The organism is Paenibacillus sp. LPE1-1-1.1 (assembly GCF_040676435.1).
Classification (GTDB): domain Bacteria; phylum Bacillota; class Bacilli; order Paenibacillales; family Paenibacillaceae; genus Pristimantibacillus.
Genome location: NZ_JBEGHY010000001.1, coordinates 1766106 through 1784158 on the forward strand (window position 1 = coordinate 1766106; position 18053 = coordinate 1784158).

Here is an 18053-nt window from a genome sequence, read left to right on the forward strand (position 1 = left end):
CCAATTCGCTACCGTTCCGACAGCTTCTGCTCTAATAATTCAAGCTCAGACGGCAGCGATGCCTGCCATTCCATCCATTGTTTCGTAAGCGGATGGGTGAAGCCAAGAATCTCTGCATGCAGCGCTTGCCGTCCGGCCGTATTTTCCCAGTCTTCCACCGATCCTTCCTCAGGACCATACATCTTATCTCCGATAAGCGGACAGCCGATATGCTTCATATGCACGCGGATTTGATGCGTCCTGCCCGTTTCCAGCTTTAAGCGTACGGCTGCTGCGGCCGGCTTGCCATAGGAAGAACCAAAGCTTGATAATGTCTCATAATGGGTAATGGACGGGTACCCCTCAGGCGTAACGATTCGAATATGGGGCTGATCTGGATTTCGGTCAATCGGCGCATCGACAGTGCCCTTATCAGGCGCGGGGCTGCCGTATACATACGCGCGGTAGAGCTTCAAAAAACCGTTTGCCTGCATCTGCTCAGACAGCTGCTGATGGACATAAGAAGTTTTTGCAATCGCAACCAGGCCCGATGTTTCTTCATCAAGGCGGTGAACGGGCCTAAAGCGCACCCGCTCCCCCTTTTCCTGCCAATGATGCACGACCCCATTTGCAAGCGTGCCCGTATAGTGCCCGTGAGTGGGATGGACGATCATGCCTGCAGGCTTATTGATAATGAGAAGATCCTCGTCTTCGAAAACGATTTGTATAGGGATAGGCTGAGGCAAAATATCCTCGGAAACCTCCCGCTCCATTCGAACGCGTATGATATCGCCGGCGGCAACGGGAGCGGTCGTATAAGCTCGGACTTCGTTCACCGTCAGCCCATGCTCCGTTAGCTTCACCTGCGATAGCAGCTTACGCGACACGCCAAGTTGCCTCTCTAAAACGGTTCTCACCGTTTTCCCATGCTCCGTATCGCGAACAACGGCGACTAACGGCCGATAATATAATTGCTCTAATCCGTCCGTCATTTCTTGGCTTTCCGAAACACTTCCGCGCTTCGCACATATTCAATATCCGGTACGCCGAGCTTCGCATTGGCTGCCCTAGCCGCTGCAAAGAAGAAATCGGAAAGGCGATTTAAATACTTCAGTACCTCTTGGTTAATGGGATGCTCAGCTGCAAGCGTGACAACGCGCCGCTCAGCCCTGCGGCATACGGTTCTGCACACATGCAGCTGCGCGGAAACCGTGCTTCCTCCCGGCAATATAAATTTCGTGATTTCCGGCGCTTCCGCGCTATATTTATCAATGCAATTCTCTAGCCTTACAGCCGGCTCCCCGGAAATTTTTAAAGGCGCGCCCTCTACGGCATAAGCAAGATCCGAACCGCAGTCGAACAGCTCCTGCCCAATGTCGATAAGCAAAGCCGCCATTTCTGCAAGTTCTCCGTGCTTTGCCGCTTCTGCAGCTGCCAGGCTGACGAAGCAATTGAGCTCGTCAATCGTGCCGTAGGCCTCGACACGAGCATCGTCCTTCCGCACCCGCCCGCCAATCAAAGATGTCTGGCCGCTGTCTCCCGTTTTCGTATATAATTTCAACCTTCTCAGCCTCCTCTTGCATCTATTGCCGTATAATCATGCAAACAGCAGGCCGGATATGCTCCTGACCTGCTGCTCGTGGAAATAAAGTAACGTAATCCTCCCGTTACCCTTGCTGCTTTAAGCGATGGACAAATCCGCCTATGCGATCTAAAGCTTCGGTTAGGTTGGTAACCGAGGTGGCATAAGAGCAGCGAAGATGGCCTTCTCCTCCGAGACCGAATACATCGCCCGGAACGGCTGCGACATTCGCTTCATCCAGCAGACGCTGCGCGAATTGTTCGCTCGTCAAACCCGTTGATACGATCGAAGGGAATGCATAAAACGCCCCTTGCGGCTCATGGCAATCAAGCCCGATTTCGCGAAAGCCCTTCACGACGAGGCGGCGGCGCTGATTGTAAGCCTCGACCATGCGGTCTTTCTCCTCCAAACCGTGCTGAAGCGCTTCAAGCGCTGCATACTGTGCCATGATTGGCGCACACATAACCGTATATTGGTGAATTTTGAGCATAGCTGCAATAAGATCGGGATGTCCGCAGGCATAGCCCATCCGCCAGCCCGTCATGGCAAAGGCTTTGGAGAAACCGCTGACGAGGACCGTGCGGTCCTTCATGCCGGGCATAGCGGCAAAGCTGACATGCTTCGATCCGTAAGTGAGCTCTGCGTAAATCTCATCCGAGATAACGATAAGATCGTTTTCTTCCACAAGCTTCGCGATAGGCAGCCAATCCTCATACGTCATGGTTCCGCCCGTCGGATTGCTTGGATAACATAATATAAGCACTTTCGATTTCGGCGTAATCACCGCTTGCAGCGATTCGGCTTTGAGCTTAAACTCATCCTTCGCAAAGGTTTCGATGCCTACGGGCTTCCCCCCGGTAAGCGCCGTAATCGGCGAATACGAAATATAACAAGGCTCCGGAATCAAAATTTCATCGCCGGGCGCAATGAAAGCGCGCAGCGCGAGATCGATTGCTTCAGAGCCGCCAACCGTCACCAAAATTTCGTTTGCAGGGTCGTACCCGACTGAAAATTGATCATTTAAATACTGGCCAATCGCTTCGCGCAGCTCAGGCATGCCCGCATTCGAAGTGTATTGGGTTTTGCCTGTTTCCAGCGCGTATACGGCGGCTTCCCTTACATGCCAAGGCGTCACAAAATCGGGCTCGCCGACTCCCAGCGTGATCACATCCTTGCGCGTGCTGACCAAATCAAAAAACCGACGGATACCCGACGGTTTAATGTCCCGGACGAGCGGGGACAAATACTCGGCCATCGATTGACGCCGCACAGGTGTGGAGGGATGTTTTTCTTCGTCTTTAATCATTGCCATCACCCTTTTTTACGGCGAAACCATCAACCGATGATCTCCTTCATGCTCCTCGAAGATAATGCCGTCTTGTTTGTATTTTTTCAATATGAAAAATGTTTTGGTCGATAATACCGCATCGATCGGCGATAATTTATTCGATACAAAAGAGGCGACCTCTTTTAAGTTTTTCCCTTCAACCTCAACTAGCAAATCGTAGGCACCGGACATCAAGTATACCGATTTTACCTCCGGATATAAATAAATGCGCTCGGCGATTCCTTCGAATCCGCGACCGCGTTCTGGTGTAATTTGGACCTCGATTAGAGCTGTTACCTTTTGGTCATCGATCTTGCTCCAGTTCACGACTGTTGCGTATTTCACGATGATATGGTCGTTCTCGAGCTCGGCGATCGCTTGCTTTACTTCCTCGGTTGGAACGGCAAGCATGGTTGCGATCAACTCTGCATCCCTTCGCGCGTCTTCCTTCAGCAGTTCAAGCACTTTCAACTGTAATTCGGTCATTGTATAACTCCTTCCAGTACGACTGCGATTATAAAGAATATTTTACAACGTTTTTGAATCCCGTGCAATCAATGCCTAAGGCTGATGCCTGTTTTAATGCCGCTTCCGCCCCCTTGCAAGAGGACTAGTACTTGCCTAAATGAACGTAATCCAGTCTTTCTTCCGATGTCTTGCGAAAATAAAAAAAAGACCCCGGCGGGGTCTTTACATATAATACGGCTGTCCGTTTTGCTGCTGGCCGGACTGCTGCTGCATATTTGGCGTATAGAGCGTTTGGCTTTGCTGCTGCCCGCCAAGCGTTTGCTGCAAAAACTGATTCGTTTTTTGCTTGGTTTGCTGGTATTGCTTTGCCTGCTTATCAAGCTCTTGACGAAGCACCGGCGAGGAGGTGTTGTACATATTCGCTTGCTGCATCGCTTGGAATAACTGCCCCTGAAGCGCCAAAGTGCTGTCTGTCAGTTTCGTGAACAGCTGGCGAATATCCGGACAAGTTGATTCCGTTGCCGCCGTGGCGTATTCACGGACAACTCTTTTTAAATCGGAAAGGATCGAGCTCGCCAAATCCTCTTCCGTCAAAATCGATTGCTTTTGTTGCTGCTGATACATAGCGTCTTGCCTCCTAAGCGTTAGTTGGATATTCTTATTGCTGCGGCTGAGTCGGAGCCATTTGCTGGTGATGCGATATCGCATGCAGCAGCGAATCAAAATGCTGTTGATGCGTTTGTATCATTTGCGAGCATAAATTGGTTAGAGCCGGAGTAGTGCCTGTTGCTACTAATGCAGCACATTGCTTGATTAACAAATCCTCGTTGGACATAGAGTCTGCAATGTACTCCAGCTCTTTCCCTGTCATTGGCTGAATCATAAATCATCCTCCTTATTTCGGTACTGGGCGGCTATGCGCATGGTCATCCATTTTTTTCGTGCCAAACGTATTATGAGCATTATTTCCTTTATTTATGTACTCTCATTGAGATCAAAATTGCCCGAATGGATCAAATTGAATTTCACCTCGATCTTCAGCTGGTTTGGCTTTGGTTTCCATTTCCCTCCCTTGCAGTTTTGTTTCCAATAGGCTGTATGGTAACGGTAGAGATGATGCTCCAGCTGGAATAAATCCATGCCATTGGATTGGCCTTTGCGATAAGTTTCCCCGATCTGGTGCTCAACCCGGTCTTCGATCGATGCGACCAGCTCGGCCTCGCTCATAATGCCTTGCATTTCGGCAACATCGCCATTCATGCTCACCTTCAGCAAAAAGCCGGCCTCTCCGTCTTTGAAGCTTGCATGCACCCGGCTCTTGGAAGAAACGACCGCAACGGTCGCGCTGCCTTTCTTGCCCGTCGCTTCCGTTAAGTAATGCTGAAACACGGGATTGACCCACCGCAGCCCCGAAGCATCCGATTCCGTCATAAATCCGAGATATTCCATCTCCCTATACACAAAAATACCGTCATATAACTGAATCGTGAGCGGCTGCTTCTTTCTTTTCCAATAGTCCTTGTTTGCCGTCAGCGCGGGCAGAGTCGTCGTCATAGCAGGCTCCTTCAAGGTTTGTACGGCTAGCTGCGTGGCATAGGGACGAATAAAGCTCCGTTGGCTGTTGAGCGGTCCCGGCGAATACATAATGCTGTTCAAGGGAGATTGATCAAAAAAAGTATCGGTCGTAAGAATCGTATCGATCGGTCCTCTTGTTCCGAACACTAATGAAGTATACCGCGATGCCCGCTGGCGATTAAGGCCATCCATAATATCGCGCATTTTAAACATGGCTCTCTCCTGCACGATAACGGTTTTCAAATGCTCCAAGCTGAGGATCGCTTGTCCTGCCTGAGTCAAATCATTCAGTGCAAGCAGGATAGAATCGCCTTCGCCTTTGCCGATCCAAACCGGATTAGGGTCAGGCTGAACCGCTTCCGTCTTCGCGATCAGTCCGAATTTAATCATTTGGGCATATAAGACGTAATGGCCTTCCGAGTAATCAATGCCAAGGGATGAAATATAGCTCACATCCTCTAAATTGATTTCATCCCAGCAGCCTTCCAGCAGGAAGGAGCTAAGCAGCAATCCGAATAGCGCCGCCCTTTTCCAAAAATAACGGCGCCGCTTGGCAAGCCTTGCAGCAGTCATTACTTATCCCTCCTTCCGCTTCGAAGCTTCCAGGGCATTTGCAGCAGTGCAGGAACCAATTGCTTGAAGCGCAGCGGCGCAAGCGGCTCCAAATAGGAACGTCCGAAGGATTCCAGCGAGCATAAGTAAATAACGACCGCGAAGGTGCCTATAAAAAAACCAAAAATACCAAGCACCGATGAACAGATTAGAATCAGGTAGCGAATGATGCTCACTGAGCCGCTTAAAGATTGATTGACGAGCGTAAACGTTGACACTGCGGTAACCGCGGCCATGACTAGCATGGTCGGAGAAGTCATTCCCGCGCGAATCGCCGCATCCCCGACGATTAATCCGCCAACGACCGAGACCGTTTGTCCAACCGCCCTCGGCAGCCTGACCCCCGCCTCACGGAAAAGCTCGAACATGGTGAGCATCATGAACATTTCCATCGTGGCGGACAGAGGTAAGCCGATTCGGGATATGGTAATCGTCGCGAGCAGCGTAAACGGAATTTGATCCGTATTGAATGCCGACAGCGCAATCCAAAAGCCCGGCAGGCACATCGACAAGATAAGCCCGACAAATCGCAGCAGCCGCTCTAGCGACACGTAATAATACGGTAAATGTGCATCCTCCGGCGATTTAATGAGCAGCAATAAGGTTCCCGGGGCAATGAGGGCAGACGGCGAACCGTCCAATAAGATCGCTACCTTGCCCTGCAGCAGCGACTGAACGACATAATCGGGACGTCCGACGTATTCGATTAACGGAAACAAGGAAAGACGATGGTCCGACAACAGCTCCTCCAGCTGGCTTCCCCCGCTCAAGGAGGGGATATCGATGCGGCTGAGTCTGCTTCTTGCTTCCTTAACCAGCTCAGCCTCGGCAATGCCCTCCATATAAATCAAAGCGATTTCCGTTAAAGACTCGCTGCCGATGCGATTATATTCCACGTGCATGTCAGGCGTTCGGAGCCGTTTGCGGACTAAGGCGACATTTGTGGCCAGCTGCTCGACGAAGCCGTCGCGCGGCCCTCTAACCGACACCTCCATCGTTGATTCCTCCGGGCTTCTGCCCGGTTGATCCGCGATATCGAACTCAAATAGTCCTTCCAGATTTTCAAACGACAAAATAACGCTGCCTGCAAAAAGCCGCGCGTACAAGTTGCTTCCATTCGGGCCGGGTTTTATTCTGCTGAACAACATGCTGGGCCTATGGATATCGGCCTCAACTGCTTTTGGAACCGAGCTGAGCTGTTCCGCCCATTTTTCAAGCTGCGGGAGCAGGCCTAATTGCATTTGCTGATTATCAATCAATCCTTCGCAATAAAGCAAAGTGACCTTTAGGGGCCCGTGTACGTCAAGCGTAAGCACATATTCAATCACGTCATGGCAGCCCACCAGATTTGATCTGAGTTGCTCTATTGTCATGTCGCCGCTGATTTGTTGTTCATGGTGTTCATACTGGTCTTCGTCATTCATGACTGCTCTGCCTCCTCGGAGCCGCTTATGACCATACGCTTATGCTTTTTATTATCTTTCTCCCTCTTCAAGAGGGATATAAGCCATAAGATGCTGATTACCGTAACGATGAAAATACCGACATATTGAAAATACATGGCCAAAAGTTTTTTGAATTGAAGCATATGGTTAATGCCGAAGCCAGAGACAATCAATATGAACAAACCTAAGACTGCCGGTGAAATCCACTTTTTTTGCAGACGGCGCATAGGCCCGAACTCAGACAGGATATGTATCGAGATGGCCAATCGGACAAGCGCACCGGACATCCACTGAAAAATCGCAAAAAAATCAACATGCTCGAAATATTTGCCAATCGAGACCAGCCGCCATTGCGAAAATGCCGGATAACGCATTTTCCCCGCTTCCGTTGGACCAAATTCGGCTATGGCCCCCATTACCGGACCCAGTGTGAGCATGGCCAAAAACAAGACGAGAAAAATGAAATGCCACCGTTTGAACCTTCCTTTTATATGATGTTGGATGAGCAGGATTCCAAACAGCTCGCAAGAGGAGGTTAGCGTAAACAAAATACCGTAAAGGACGGGGCTTATGCCGTTCTCCAGCATTGGCAATAAAAAATGGTAGTCCTTATGAGGCATGTTCGCGGACATGACGAAGTCACCCAGCAGCACCACAATCGGCAATAAAATACAACTCGCATAAGCAATCGTCCGAAGTCCTGAAACGGATGCGAACAAACACAATCCAAGAAATACCGCGCAGACGACAACAGAAGGCGTGTGAGGCAAATAGGTAGTCGCCGTCCAGGATGCCGTCGTAATAAGCGTCTCGAGCGCCATACATAATTGAGCAAGCAAAAATATGGCCAGCAGCAGCATCGCAATCCAGCCGGGAAAGAAGCCGCGAAGCCATTTGTCGACGGGCATTCCGTTCATTCGCTTTAAAATCCCGTATATCGGGAACACCGCCCATGGCAGTACAATGGCAAGCTCTCCGAACACGGATATCCATGCGTCTCTTTTTGCGGCATCCAGCAGCAAAGGTACAACCAGAACATGGTTTACGAGACCCACGGACAAAATCATCATGAACATTGTAGGTAAAATACCGAATGGCTTGATTTTCATTTACCAATCACTTCCTTACAAAATAATGTTTCCCGTTATGCGCATCACGATGCATCTTAAAATCGTTTTTGCATAACAAAAAAATATGCCCCCGCCGGTAAATGGCGATGAGCATATTTTTCTCTCATTAAGGGATATGAACCGTCTTCACGTGGTCAAAATGCAAGAAAACGGCATTCCCGCTGGCGTTTGCAAGTTCGATCATATTTTGGTCTACGCTTTTCAAGACACCGATTTTATTTGAATTTTCGCCTAAATCAAGCACGACAAATTCACCGATTAGTTTGCGAAGCTGTTGATCGAACGTTCTAGCCAGTGTAAGCGGGGAGGGTCTTAAGGGGAATTGCTCTGGTGTCAACGTATACGGCGTCAGGTTCGGATGATAAGGAATCAAATATTTCATATGCTGCAGCGAAACGATAACCGTATGGTAGACGGGGGAGTAGAAAACAAAAAAATCATTCATTACCGTAGTCAGATAGCCATGGATCGATTGATTGCCGGTGATATAAATTTCAGAGAACATGCCTTTGGCATTCATTAATATTTTGCGGTAAGAGACTGGATCGTTATAGGGTTCAAAAGGCATCTCCGGTGCATCGTACTTTTCTTCTTCTTGCGTGGATACGCGAAGCTGCTGTAAATGAATGAGCGGTATATATAGAAATCGCGTCCCGTTATGGAGAACTAATATATCTTGACCAAACTCGATTAGTTTACCACGTATAGGCGCTACTTTACCTGAAATCTCCAATTCGACCTGTTGGTCCAGCAGCGGATGACGGTTTTTCATGCGATCAACCTCCTTTCATCCGATTAGGTTGTTGAGCCAGGCAAGGGTCTAGCCCTTGCCTGGCTCAAGCTATTAACCTTTTTTAACCGAACGACGTGTCAGATTGGTAGCTTTGACGGATGCTGCATTCGCACGGCTTCTGCCGCCGCTGCGGTTGCCTTGTGTTTTATTTTTGTTTTCGTCTTTGTTTTCGTTTTTGTTGTCGTTTTTGTTATCGTTTTTGTTGCCGCCAGAGCGGTTACCGCCAGCTGCTTGAATCGTTTTGATATGATCTTTCTGGATTTGTATTGCTTCTTTGCCAGCTACCAGCAGGACAAAATCGTCTCCTACTTTTGCAATAAAGCCTTCAACTTTCTCCGGTCCGCCCGAGTTAATTTGTACGAATTTTTCGTTAAACGAACGAATAACACCATCGAAGTTTCTCGCGTTTACGAAATCAGTGTCACGGCGTCCGCTTTTGTGGCCGCTTTTGTTTCCGCTTTTGTTTCCGCTTTTGTTTCCGCTTTTGTTGCCGCTTTTGTTGCCGCCGCTTTTGCCGCCGCCGACTTCCGTAATGCTCTTTACATGGCTGGTTGCGACATAAACAATGCCATCTTTCGTTTTTACTACAAGGTAATCACTTTTCACGGCAAGAAGCTTGCCTTGAATGGAACTTGGGCCGCCGCGGTTGATTTTAACGTTTTTGCCTACTAAACTATGAAGAAAATCGTCATTTTCACCGTTGCTTCTGTGGCTCTTGTGGTTGTTATTGTTAAAATCAGATTGACCAGCAACATAATAATGATAGTTACAGCAGTAATTCATAAAAAAATCCCTCCGATAATTTTATTAGTAGTTTTGAAGCTTTCCATATAACCGACGTGTTGACCGTGTCACCAGCATCTTTTACTCTTTGCTCTACATCCCTCCAATACTTAATTCACAGCATCTATCATGAGGAGCGTTATGTAATATAATTATATGTATCCCCTATAGCAGTGGTACTAGATTAGTATCTATTTCTTAAAGAATGAGCAACTACCCGTTACGAGAAGTAGGGTCTGGACATAGGTTATAGTAGCTTCAAAAGTATCCACATAATAGGAGGCAAATGAATTGGCTCAAAATAAAAAACGCAAGCAAAAGAACTACGCAAAAGCAGCTAGCAACAAGGTTGAGCAGCTTACGGGCGGCAATCGTTCGATAGGCGCGGGATCACACGGAAATCGCACGCAAGGGAATGTTTCTGGCGGGAGTCTATCGGCTGGCAGCCTTTCAGACGGGAATCTTACAAGCGGCAATCTTACTAGAGGCAATCGCTCGGTTGGTAATCTTACTAGAGGCAATCGCTCGGTTGGTAATCTTACTAGCGGCAATCGCTCGGCCGGTAATCTTACTAGCGGCAAGCCTACGGCTGGCAATCACACTGGCGGAAGCCATTCAAGCGGCTATCGAACAAACGGCAGCTTATCGGAGGGTGGCACTCCTTTTTATAATTCGCCGCCCTTGCTGCTTGAATCCTCCGATATGCAGCCCAGCTTCATATGGGAAATCAAGCTGCCCTAATTTACTGTGACCATCTGGGCATAAGCCGAATACGGTATAAGAACAAAAGCCTATCGTCTAACGGTAGGCTTTATCTTTTGCCTCGGGAGATGGTTAGATGGCTGCTGAAACCCTGCCTGTGCGTACGATTCGCATAAATGATTCGGATCTTCAAGAAATTAAGGGCAACGCCTGGGGACGATCCTTCAAGCCGGCTGCGCTCGAGATGGATGGTGAAACCTATAAAGCGGAATTTGGTTTGCGGGGTGGCCATACGCGCAACTACTCCAAAAAATCATACGAAGTTCGCCTTGAAGGCGGCAAAACGCTGCATTGGAATGCAGAATATGATGATCCGTCCATGATGCGTAACGCGCTTTCTTTTTACTTCTTTAATAAAATAGGAGTGCCTTCCCCTCTAACGAACCACTTCTGGCTTATCATAAATGGCGTTCCACAGGGCGTGTATTTGGAAATTGAAGCGGTCGACCGTCTTTTTTTCAAGAAAAGAGGGATTGGTTACCGGTCACTTCTTTACGCGGTCAATGACAGCGCCGATTTCAGCTTGATAGACCCCGTCTCCAAGGACAGAAAGCCTTCTCTATTCGATGGGTATGAGCTGATGAAAGGGAAAACGGGGACAAAGGGCCGACTTGTATCGTTCGTGCGCAATTTGAATCGCATGTCCGGAAAGAAGCTGGGCATACACACGGTAAGGCGGTTAGATGTATCTCAATATTTATTATGGCTTGCCGGTGCCGTGTTAACGGGAAATTATGATGGGTTTGATCAAAACTATGCCCTATACGAGCACAGCGCAAGCGGAAAATACCGCATTATTCCGTGGGATTATGAAGGAACCTGGGGGAGAAATTGTTACGGCAAGCCATGCGGAAGCGATCTCGTTAGACTGCAGGGTTACAATACCTTGACCGAGAAGCTTTTTACTTTTCCAGCCTGCCGCCGAAAGTATAGGGCAATTATCAAAAGGCTGCTGCAAACGGATTTTACAGCGGAAAAGCTGGAGCCTGTTATCTCCAGCATGCATAAAAGGCTGTCACCTGCCATTCGCGGCGATTACACCCGCAAGGCAAGCTATGATACTTTTCTGTCGGAGCCCTCCTTCATTCACGCCTATATTGATGAAAGGCGGGAAATATTGCAGAACTCGCTGCGGAAATGGGTTTAACCCGCTTCCGCAGCCTGTTTAAAATATATTCATGCTCATATAGCGCTCACCCGAGTCCGGCGCGATGCATAGCACGCGCTTTCCTTGGCCCAGCCGTTTTGCAATTTGCATCGCTGCCCAGACGGAAGCGCCCGATGACGGACCGAGCAGCAATCCTTCGCGTGTGGCAAGCGCGCGCATCGTTGTCAGCGCGTCCTCATCGGATACTTGAATAATTTCGTCATAGATGGAAGTATTGAGTATGGCAGGTACAAAACCTGGGCTTGTACCGACCAGCTTATGCGGCCCCGGAGCGCCGCCCGATAATACAGGCGATCCCTGAGGCTCCACTACAGCTACATATAAATGCGGCAATGCTTCCTTAAGCGCTTCTCCTGTACCGGTTATCGTGCCGCCAGTGCCCGCGGTTGCGACAAAAGCATCAAGCTTCCCGTCCACTTGCTCCATGATTTCGATCGCGGTCGTCAATCGATGAATTTGCGGGTTTGCTTGATTTTCGAATTGATTGGGAATGAAGCTGCCTGGATGCCGCTCGCGAAGCTCCTCCGCCTTGCGAATGGCCCCTGGCATTCTCTCCGCAGCCGCCGTTAATACGACCTCGGCCCCGTAGGCCTGAAGCAGCTTAATTCGCTCTGCAGTCATATTGTCGGGCATAACCAATATCATCTTGTAGCCTCTGGCCGCCGCATTCATGGCCAGCCCGATTCCCGTATTGCCGCTCGTCGGCTCAATAATCGTATCCCCAGGTTTGATTAACCCCCGCTTCTCTGCATCATTAATGAGAGAGAAAGCCGCTCGGTCCTTTACGCTTCCACTCGGATTAAAGCGCTCCAGCTTGACGCATACCTCGGCACTGCCTTCCTCCTGAAGCCGATTCAGCTTTACGACTGGGGTATTTCCGATTAACTGCGTGATGTCTGTAACGATTCTTGGCATACTTGTCCTCCTTTCCGTACTTGTTAAGCCTGCTGCTGCTGCGCCAGAAATGGCCTGATGAGCCACCAGCCTGCGATCGGAACGACGCCTACCGAAAACAACAGCCACGTAATCGCGGCCGTGGAATGATTCAGCGGCAGTACGATGAGATAGGACGACAATCCAATGACCCTTCCCAGCACAAGCCCTGCCTCGCGAAGAACGATAAACTCCTCCCGCTCCCGCGCGCTCTCTTCGGATTGCCCGATTAAATCAAATACCCTGGAGGTCATCGGTATAATGTAAAGCGGCATGAATAGGGAAGTTCCGATGCCGAACATCAACAGCGTCGCATAGGTAACCTTCCAAAACAGCGGTAAAATAACGATGGCGATCATGATCACACCGATCAGCATCGCCAGCTTGCGATTGTTTTTTTTGAGCATCTTGCCCACGGTCCAGAAACTGAATAGGGCAACAAGCGAGGTAATGAGCGAAAAAGTTCCCAGCTTGCTTTCGTTTTGCGTGGCCACGTAAACCGTTAGACCGACAAGAAACATAAAAACCCCTTCGCGGACGCCCTGCGCCGCAATCGCGGGAAATATGCGACGCCAAGGGTTCCCTTTTTGCATCAGCTGCTGGATGCCATGCTTCCAATTGTATACGCCCTCGACATGCCGTTTCTTAAGCCAGAAGCTCAAAATAACGCTGATCGAGAAGATAACGAGCGATATCGTAAAAATAAGCCGATACCCTTGTTCTCCCTGCATCGAGGTTATAAGCAAACCAGAAACCCAAGGCGCCACAATCCCTGCTGCCGAGCCGAGCAAGCCTGCCCAACCGTTATAACGGTCACGGTTATCCGGGTCCGTTACTTCGAAATAGACAACATTGAACGCAATCCAAAAAAAGCCCAGCGCCATGCCGTTCAAAATGCCAAGCGGCACATAATATACCTTTGCTTGCTGGCCTAAAAGCAGAACGGTGCAATAAAAAACGCCTGATAAAATGATGCCTGCGCGCAGGCTGTTCATTTTGTTATGCTCTTTCACCCATTTGCCGGCAACGTAGAACGTTAATCCGCTCATGACATACTGCCCCATCGTGTACCATCCGATCAATGTGTACGACTGGCTTGCTTTCCATAAATAAACCGGGACGAATGTTCCGGACAGCGCGTTAGCAACGCCGTAAAGAGCTTGAACTATGAGCAATAAAACAGCTTGTCTATCTAAGGTTTTTGCCAAAACGCTTCCTCCTGCCGAAGGATAGAGCAAGGCTTCAAAGCCTGTCTATCCCTTTTCATTTCGGAATTACGTTTTGTAAGGTTCCCCTTTTGACAGCCCTCCATGCCCGTCCAATTTATCCAGTGCCGTCTACTCGTTAGGCGTTAAGCGTTTGAGCATTTGCTCGCGGTCGCTTTGGCTTAGCAAAGAGGACGTGTGGTAGCAAGCCGGACAAACATATAATAGCAGCGTAAAAGGAGTCGTTAACACCGGTCCGCCGAGCGATGGCGCAATTCTAGACTCAAATTGCTGCTCGTCAAAGCGCTGTTCGCCTGCCTCAACCATGTAGGAGCGGCATACCGGACATTCCGGCACTTCATCCTGATCATCAAGCACGCGCTGCACGGTCTCTTCTACAGCAAAGCGCGAGGTATCCGCGCTGCGGTAGCCATCGCCCTGCTCCAGCCAGCGCTTATGATTCGGATCATCGGAATAATCCTCCTCCGTCTCTTCATCGAGATCATCCTCTGACCACTCATCCTGCTTGGATGCGGGACCGTTGGCGGCTCTATGGGCATCGTTGATTTTCAAGGCCTGAACCGCTCTTTCATGCTCGTCGGCTTCTACTTCTTCCTCATCATAGCCAAGCTCAATCGTCCGGTAAGCGCTTAGTTCATTATCGCAGTGCGGGCAATGCGACTCCGGACCGATCTCTTCATCCCATACGATTTCCGTTAAACACCATGGGCAAATCAAATGCTCTTCCATTTTCTCTTCTCCTCTAATGTTTCATTAAATAAACGATACCGAATGCAAAAAATAAAATAGCGACAACGGCTAAAATTCTCCATAAATATTTCAAAATGGCTTCCCCCGGGTTAAATAATGACCGTGGCTCCGATGACATAGGACAGCGAAATCGAAATAATCATCGCTATAAGCCCTACTGCGCGGTTATCGCGGGCGATCTCATCGTCAATTCGGAATACGGGCGTTAGAAATTCGAATAAAAAATAAGCGGCCATCAAGATGATAAAACCGAATGCGCCCCAAATCAGGCTTTGATAGACCGAATCATTGGATTCAATCGAGAATCTGAAAATATTGCAGATCCCGAAAATTTTACCGCCCGTCGCCATGGCAACGGCAACGTTCCCTTTTTTGATCTCGCTCCAGCATTTATATCTCGTTACGAGCTCAAAGCAGGATAAAAATACAATGAGTGACAACACGGCAACCGATACATAAACGAGCGAGGCAGCATACGGGTTGCTAAGCAGCTTGTCGACTTCATTACTCATTCAACGATCCCCCCATTACCTTGCGATCTATTGGCGAGGCGGCTGCACGCTATTTTAGCTCTGCAACCGTCACGCCTACTCCGCCTTCGCCATAGTTGCCGAGCCTGAAGCTTTTTACATGGCTGTGCTTGCGCAAGTATTGCTGGATTCCCGTCCGGAGCACACCTGTGCCTTTGCCGTGAATAATGGCAACCTGCGCCAAGCCCGACAAAAAGGCTTCATCCAGAAAACGGTCGACTTCGAGAATCGCTTCTTCCAGATTTTCGCCGCGTAGATCAAGCTCCATCTTGAAATTCTCTTCCTTGGAGCGTTTAAGGCTGGCTGCCTGCTTAGGCTGCTGCGTTTTGGCGGCAGCGGCTCCCTTGAGGAGCTCCAAATCATCCAGGGCGACTTTCATTTTCATGATGCCAAGCTGTACCGTAGCATCTGAGCCGTGAATTTCCACGACAGTGCCCTTCTGGTTCAAGCTGTACACCGTGACTTCATCGCCTGCTTCAATCTTTGCCGTTTTTGCTGCGGTTTTCGTGCCGCCCTTTTTGGCTTTCTGCAGCTCAGGCGCTGCTTCATCCAGCTTGCGGCGCGCTTCAATAAGCTTATGCTCCTTGACCGAAGCGCCCTCTTCCATGGCCAGCTTGCGCAAATCGGCGATAATTTGCTCCGCTTCGCGCTTCGCTTTCGCGACAGCCTCACGCGCCTCATCCTGCGCTTTAAGGAGCAGCTTTTCCTTTTGCTCTTCGAACCGCAACCGTTCAGCCTCATGGCGCGCCCGGAGCGTTTCCATCTCACGGCGCAGCGATTCCGCCGTCTGGCGTTCCGTTTCGGCGCCCAGCCGGTTCTCCTCAAGCGAGGCAATCATATTTTCGACACGTTGGTCTTCTTCGCTAACCTCGCCTCTTGCATGCTCGATAATCGAACGTTTAAGACCCAGCCGCTCAGCAATCGCAAATGCGTTGCTTCGGCCCGGCACGCCAACAAGCAAACGATAGGTAGGACTGAGTGTGGCAACATCAAATTCCATGCTCGCATTAATAACACCCTTGCGATTATATGCATATGCTTTAAGTTCGCTATAATGCGTAGTTGCTACGATTCGGCTTTCCATCGCATGCACATGCTCCAGAATAGCGATAGCAAGCGCGGAGCCTTCGGCAGGATCCGTACCCGCCCCGAGCTCATCCAGCAGCACTAAGCTCTTGGAGGTCATCGTCCCCAGAATGCGGATGATGTTCTTCAAATGGCTGGAAAACGTACTTAGGCTTTGCTCAATGCTTTGCTCGTCGCCGATATCCGCATAGATCGCGTCAAAGACGCACAGCTGGCTTCCGTCTTCAGCCGGCACGAATAATCCCGACATCGCCATTAAGCTGAGCAGACCTATTGTTTTTAGGGATACGGTTTTACCGCCCGTGTTCGGGCCCGTAACAATAATAGCGGTATATTGATTGCCCAGCTCTACGTCGATCGGCACAACCTGATCAGCGGCAATCAGCGGATGCCGGCCCCGCTTCAGCTTTAGAAAACCTCTGTCATTCATGCGCGGCAGCGTAGCTTTCATGCCGTGTGCCAGTCGTGCCTTGGCGTAAGCAAAATCAATTTGCCCTAGCAAATCCAAGTTAAAAATTAAATCCTCCACATAATCCGATGCCAAAGCGGTAAGCTTCTGCAATATTTTCTCGATTTCCCGCAGCTCGCCCGCTTTGAGCTCCCGCAGCTTGTTGTTCATTGCTACAATGGCCTCCGGCTCGATGAACAAGGTTGCGCCGGATCCGGATTGGTCATGCACGATACCGCCAAAATGGGAGCGGTATTCCTGCTTGACCGGAATCACATACCTGTCGTTGCGCAGCGTTACAATCGAGTCCTGCAGCATTTTTTGCACGGAAGACGAGCGGATCATTTGATCCATCTTCTCGCGGATGCGCGATTCTCCGTTCCGCAGCTCGCGCCTAATCGAGGCTAAAGCGGCGCTCGCGCTGTCCATGACCTCTGCTTGATCGTCGATGCATTCAAATATCGCATCCTCCAGCTGCTTATGCTCGCTAATCTGCTCGGCAATATGCTGCAGCATTGGGATTGGGTTATCTTCATGCAATACGCTGATATGCTTCTTGACCCGGCGCCCGCCGCGAGAAGTCGCCGCAATATTGAGCAGCTCCTCCGGATTAAGCGTACCGCCGATGCGCGCGCGGTGAAGCGGCGCGGTAATATCAACGACGCCCCCAAACGGCGCGCTGCCTTTGAGCCGGTCCGCCGTGTAGGCTTCATCCGTAGCCTGCAGCGTTTTCTTAACCGCTTCCAAGTCCGTCACTGGCTGGAGCGACTCCGCAATCGACTTACCGAGCGAAGTAGCCGCATGCTGTGACAATCTATGTATGATTTTAGGAAATTCAAGTGTCGTCAATATTTTAACGTCCAACAAATAACACTCCTCTCGCCTTCTTATTATAGCCGAACCGCGGCATTGATGCACGAACTCAGCTAGGTCTCATACATAAATGATTCACAGTTGGTCACAATATAAACGAACGAGCCGTCTTACGATGTAATTTTCGCAATGCATGACGAAACAGAAACCGCCCGGCGGTTTCCTTTCGTAAAACTTAAGGAGGTTTGTGCAATGACTTTTTTGGGACATGTGGTACGGTTTATAGTTGCTGCGCTTGTGTTAATGCTGGTTGGGTTCATTGTTCCCCAGTTTAGCGTCGGCGGCTTCTGGAGCGCCTTTTTTCTTGCTCTTGTCATCGCCGCGCTTGGCTGGATTATTGAAGGTATATTTGGTAAAAGGGTTACGCCCTTCGGTCGCGGCATCGTCGGCTTCCTCGCCAGCGCAGTCGTTATATGGATCGCTCAGTTTATCGTCGGAGGCGTAAGCGTTACGCTGCTTGGAGCCATTTTGGCTGCTTTGGTCATCGGGATCATCGACCTGTTCATTCCGGTCAGTACCCCATATGAAGCCGGCAGACGAAATCACGATTAAATCAACAAGTGCCTTGCATGACAAGCTTGAA

General features: G+C 49.7%; 19 protein-coding genes. 3 read left to right on the forward strand and 16 right to left on the reverse strand.

Annotated features, from left to right (window positions below; genetic code table 11):
* Positions 1-8: 8 nt before the first annotated feature.
* From MRBLPE1_RS07715 to MRBLPE1_RS07765, 11 genes are all read right to left on the reverse strand, one after another.
* Positions 9-971 carry an RluA family pseudouridine synthase gene (locus MRBLPE1_RS07715; RefSeq protein ID WP_364143621.1) on the reverse strand — a complete coding sequence of 321 codons (963 nt, stop codon included), beginning with the start codon at positions 969-971 and terminating at the stop codon, positions 9-11.
* Complete coding sequence (locus tag MRBLPE1_RS07720; protein WP_364143623.1) at positions 968-1540, reverse strand: cob(I)yrinic acid a,c-diamide adenosyltransferase; 573 nt, start codon at positions 1538-1540, stop codon at positions 968-970. Before MRBLPE1_RS07720 ends, MRBLPE1_RS07715 begins: the two co-directional genes overlap by 4 nt.
* A gap of 106 nt (positions 1541-1646) precedes the next feature.
* Positions 1647-2867, reverse strand: a complete 1221-nt coding sequence (locus MRBLPE1_RS07725; RefSeq protein WP_364143626.1) for an aminotransferase class I/II-fold pyridoxal phosphate-dependent enzyme — start codon at positions 2865-2867, stop codon at positions 1647-1649.
* 15 nt (positions 2868-2882) lie between these two features.
* Positions 2883-3374: an Lrp/AsnC family transcriptional regulator gene (locus MRBLPE1_RS07730; RefSeq protein ID WP_056640011.1), complete on the reverse strand. Its 492-nt coding sequence runs from the start codon at positions 3372-3374 to the stop codon at positions 2883-2885.
* Positions 3375-3578: 204 nt separating this feature from the next.
* Positions 3579-3980: a spore coat protein gene (locus MRBLPE1_RS07735; protein ID WP_364143629.1), complete on the reverse strand. Its 402-nt coding sequence runs from the start codon at positions 3978-3980 to the stop codon at positions 3579-3581.
* A 34-nt stretch (positions 3981-4014) separates the two neighbouring features.
* On the reverse strand, positions 4015-4239 hold the full coding sequence (locus tag MRBLPE1_RS07740; protein ID WP_364143631.1) for a hypothetical protein: 225 nt from the start codon (positions 4237-4239) through the stop codon (positions 4015-4017).
* A 92-nt stretch (positions 4240-4331) separates the two neighbouring features.
* Positions 4332-5504 (reverse strand): Ger(x)C family spore germination protein, encoded by a 1173-nt coding sequence (locus MRBLPE1_RS07745; RefSeq protein ID WP_364143634.1) that lies wholly within the window; start codon positions 5502-5504, stop codon positions 4332-4334.
* The gene (locus tag MRBLPE1_RS07750) at positions 5504-6967 is read right to left on the reverse strand and encodes a spore germination protein (protein ID WP_364143635.1); all 1464 of its coding nucleotides are present in this window, start codon (positions 6965-6967) and stop codon (positions 5504-5506) included. The genes MRBLPE1_RS07745 and MRBLPE1_RS07750 overlap by 1 nt, the downstream gene beginning before the upstream one ends.
* Positions 6964-8097: a GerAB/ArcD/ProY family transporter gene (locus MRBLPE1_RS07755; RefSeq protein WP_364143637.1), complete on the reverse strand. Its 1134-nt coding sequence runs from the start codon at positions 8095-8097 to the stop codon at positions 6964-6966. The genes MRBLPE1_RS07750 and MRBLPE1_RS07755 overlap by 4 nt, the downstream gene beginning before the upstream one ends.
* Before the next feature lie 127 nt (positions 8098-8224).
* Positions 8225-8890 carry a DUF2642 domain-containing protein gene (locus MRBLPE1_RS07760; protein WP_364143640.1) on the reverse strand — a complete coding sequence of 222 codons (666 nt, stop codon included), beginning with the start codon at positions 8888-8890 and terminating at the stop codon, positions 8225-8227.
* Between the two features lie 72 nt (positions 8891-8962).
* Complete coding sequence (locus tag MRBLPE1_RS07765; protein WP_364143641.1) at positions 8963-9694, reverse strand: DUF6897 domain-containing protein; 732 nt, start codon at positions 9692-9694, stop codon at positions 8963-8965.
* 291 nt (positions 9695-9985) lie between these two features.
* Here MRBLPE1_RS07765 and MRBLPE1_RS07770 point away from each other — a divergent pair, with 291 nt between their 5' ends.
* The gene (locus tag MRBLPE1_RS07770; protein WP_364143644.1) at positions 9986-10435 is read left to right on the forward strand and encodes a c2 calcium-dependent domain-containing protein 4C-like protein; all 450 of its coding nucleotides are present in this window, start codon (positions 9986-9988) and stop codon (positions 10433-10435) included.
* A gap of 97 nt (positions 10436-10532) precedes the next feature.
* The gene (locus tag MRBLPE1_RS07775) at positions 10533-11603 is read left to right on the forward strand and encodes a CotH kinase family protein (RefSeq protein ID WP_364143646.1); all 1071 of its coding nucleotides are present in this window, start codon (positions 10533-10535) and stop codon (positions 11601-11603) included.
* 18 nt (positions 11604-11621) lie between these two features.
* Here MRBLPE1_RS07775 and cysK read toward each other — a convergent pair whose 3' ends face one another.
* The 5 genes from cysK to MRBLPE1_RS07800 all read right to left on the reverse strand — a co-directional run bounded on the left by cysK (position 11622) and on the right by MRBLPE1_RS07800 (position 17461).
* Entirely contained in the window at positions 11622-12539 is a 918-nt protein-coding gene (gene cysK, locus MRBLPE1_RS07780; RefSeq protein ID WP_364143649.1) for a cysteine synthase A, read from the reverse strand.
* 23 nt (positions 12540-12562) lie between these two features.
* On the reverse strand, positions 12563-13765 hold the full coding sequence (locus MRBLPE1_RS07785; RefSeq protein WP_364143651.1) for an MFS transporter: 1203 nt from the start codon (positions 13763-13765) through the stop codon (positions 12563-12565).
* A gap of 129 nt (positions 13766-13894) precedes the next feature.
* The gene (locus MRBLPE1_RS07790; RefSeq protein WP_364143654.1) at positions 13895-14512 is read right to left on the reverse strand and encodes a hypothetical protein; all 618 of its coding nucleotides are present in this window, start codon (positions 14510-14512) and stop codon (positions 13895-13897) included.
* 110 nt (positions 14513-14622) lie between these two features.
* On the reverse strand, positions 14623-15045 hold the full coding sequence (locus MRBLPE1_RS07795; RefSeq protein WP_364143656.1) for a DUF350 domain-containing protein: 423 nt from the start codon (positions 15043-15045) through the stop codon (positions 14623-14625).
* Positions 15046-15094: 49 nt separating this feature from the next.
* Positions 15095-17461 carry an endonuclease MutS2 gene (locus MRBLPE1_RS07800; protein ID WP_364143658.1) on the reverse strand — a complete coding sequence of 789 codons (2367 nt, stop codon included), beginning with the start codon at positions 17459-17461 and terminating at the stop codon, positions 15095-15097.
* A 201-nt stretch (positions 17462-17662) separates the two neighbouring features.
* Between MRBLPE1_RS07800 and MRBLPE1_RS07805 the strand changes: the two genes are divergently transcribed.
* Complete coding sequence (locus MRBLPE1_RS07805; protein ID WP_364143660.1) at positions 17663-18022, forward strand: phage holin family protein; 360 nt, start codon at positions 17663-17665, stop codon at positions 18020-18022.
* Positions 18023-18053: the final 31 nt, after the last annotated feature.

Coding starts and splice junctions, on each gene's coding strand:
- MRBLPE1_RS07715 (WP_364143621.1), bottom strand. CDS start 971: ATGACGGACGGATTAGAGCAATTATATTATCGGCCGTTAGTCGCCGTT.
- MRBLPE1_RS07725 (WP_364143626.1), bottom strand. CDS start 2,867: ATGATTAAAGACGAAGAAAAACATCCCTCCACACCTGTGCGGCGTCAA.
- MRBLPE1_RS07730 (WP_056640011.1), bottom strand. CDS start 3,374: ATGACCGAATTACAGTTGAAAGTGCTTGAACTGCTGAAGGAAGACGCG.
- MRBLPE1_RS07735 (WP_364143629.1), bottom strand. CDS start 3,980: ATGTATCAGCAGCAACAAAAGCAATCGATTTTGACGGAAGAGGATTTG.
- MRBLPE1_RS07740 (WP_364143631.1), bottom strand. CDS start 4,239: ATGATTCAGCCAATGACAGGGAAAGAGCTGGAGTACATTGCAGACTCT.
- MRBLPE1_RS07745 (WP_364143634.1), bottom strand. CDS start 5,504: ATGACTGCTGCAAGGCTTGCCAAGCGGCGCCGTTATTTTTGGAAAAGG.
- MRBLPE1_RS07750 (WP_364143635.1), bottom strand. CDS start 6,967: ATGAATGACGAAGACCAGTATGAACACCATGAACAACAAATCAGCGGC.
- MRBLPE1_RS07755 (WP_364143637.1), bottom strand. CDS start 8,097: ATGAAAATCAAGCCATTCGGTATTTTACCTACAATGTTCATGATGATT.
- MRBLPE1_RS07760 (WP_364143640.1), bottom strand. CDS start 8,890: ATGAAAAACCGTCATCCGCTGCTGGACCAACAGGTCGAATTGGAGATT.
- MRBLPE1_RS07765 (WP_364143641.1), bottom strand. CDS start 9,694: ATGAATTACTGCTGTAACTATCATTATTATGTTGCTGGTCAATCTGAT.
- MRBLPE1_RS07775 (WP_364143646.1), top strand. CDS start 10,533: ATGGCTGCTGAAACCCTGCCTGTGCGTACGATTCGCATAAATGATTCG.
- cysK (WP_364143649.1), bottom strand. CDS start 12,539: ATGCCAAGAATCGTTACAGACATCACGCAGTTAATCGGAAATACCCCA.
- MRBLPE1_RS07790 (WP_364143654.1), bottom strand. CDS start 14,512: ATGGAAGAGCATTTGATTTGCCCATGGTGTTTAACGGAAATCGTATGG.
- MRBLPE1_RS07795 (WP_364143656.1), bottom strand. CDS start 15,045: ATGAGTAATGAAGTCGACAAGCTGCTTAGCAACCCGTATGCTGCCTCG.
- MRBLPE1_RS07805 (WP_364143660.1), top strand. CDS start 17,663: ATGACTTTTTTGGGACATGTGGTACGGTTTATAGTTGCTGCGCTTGTG.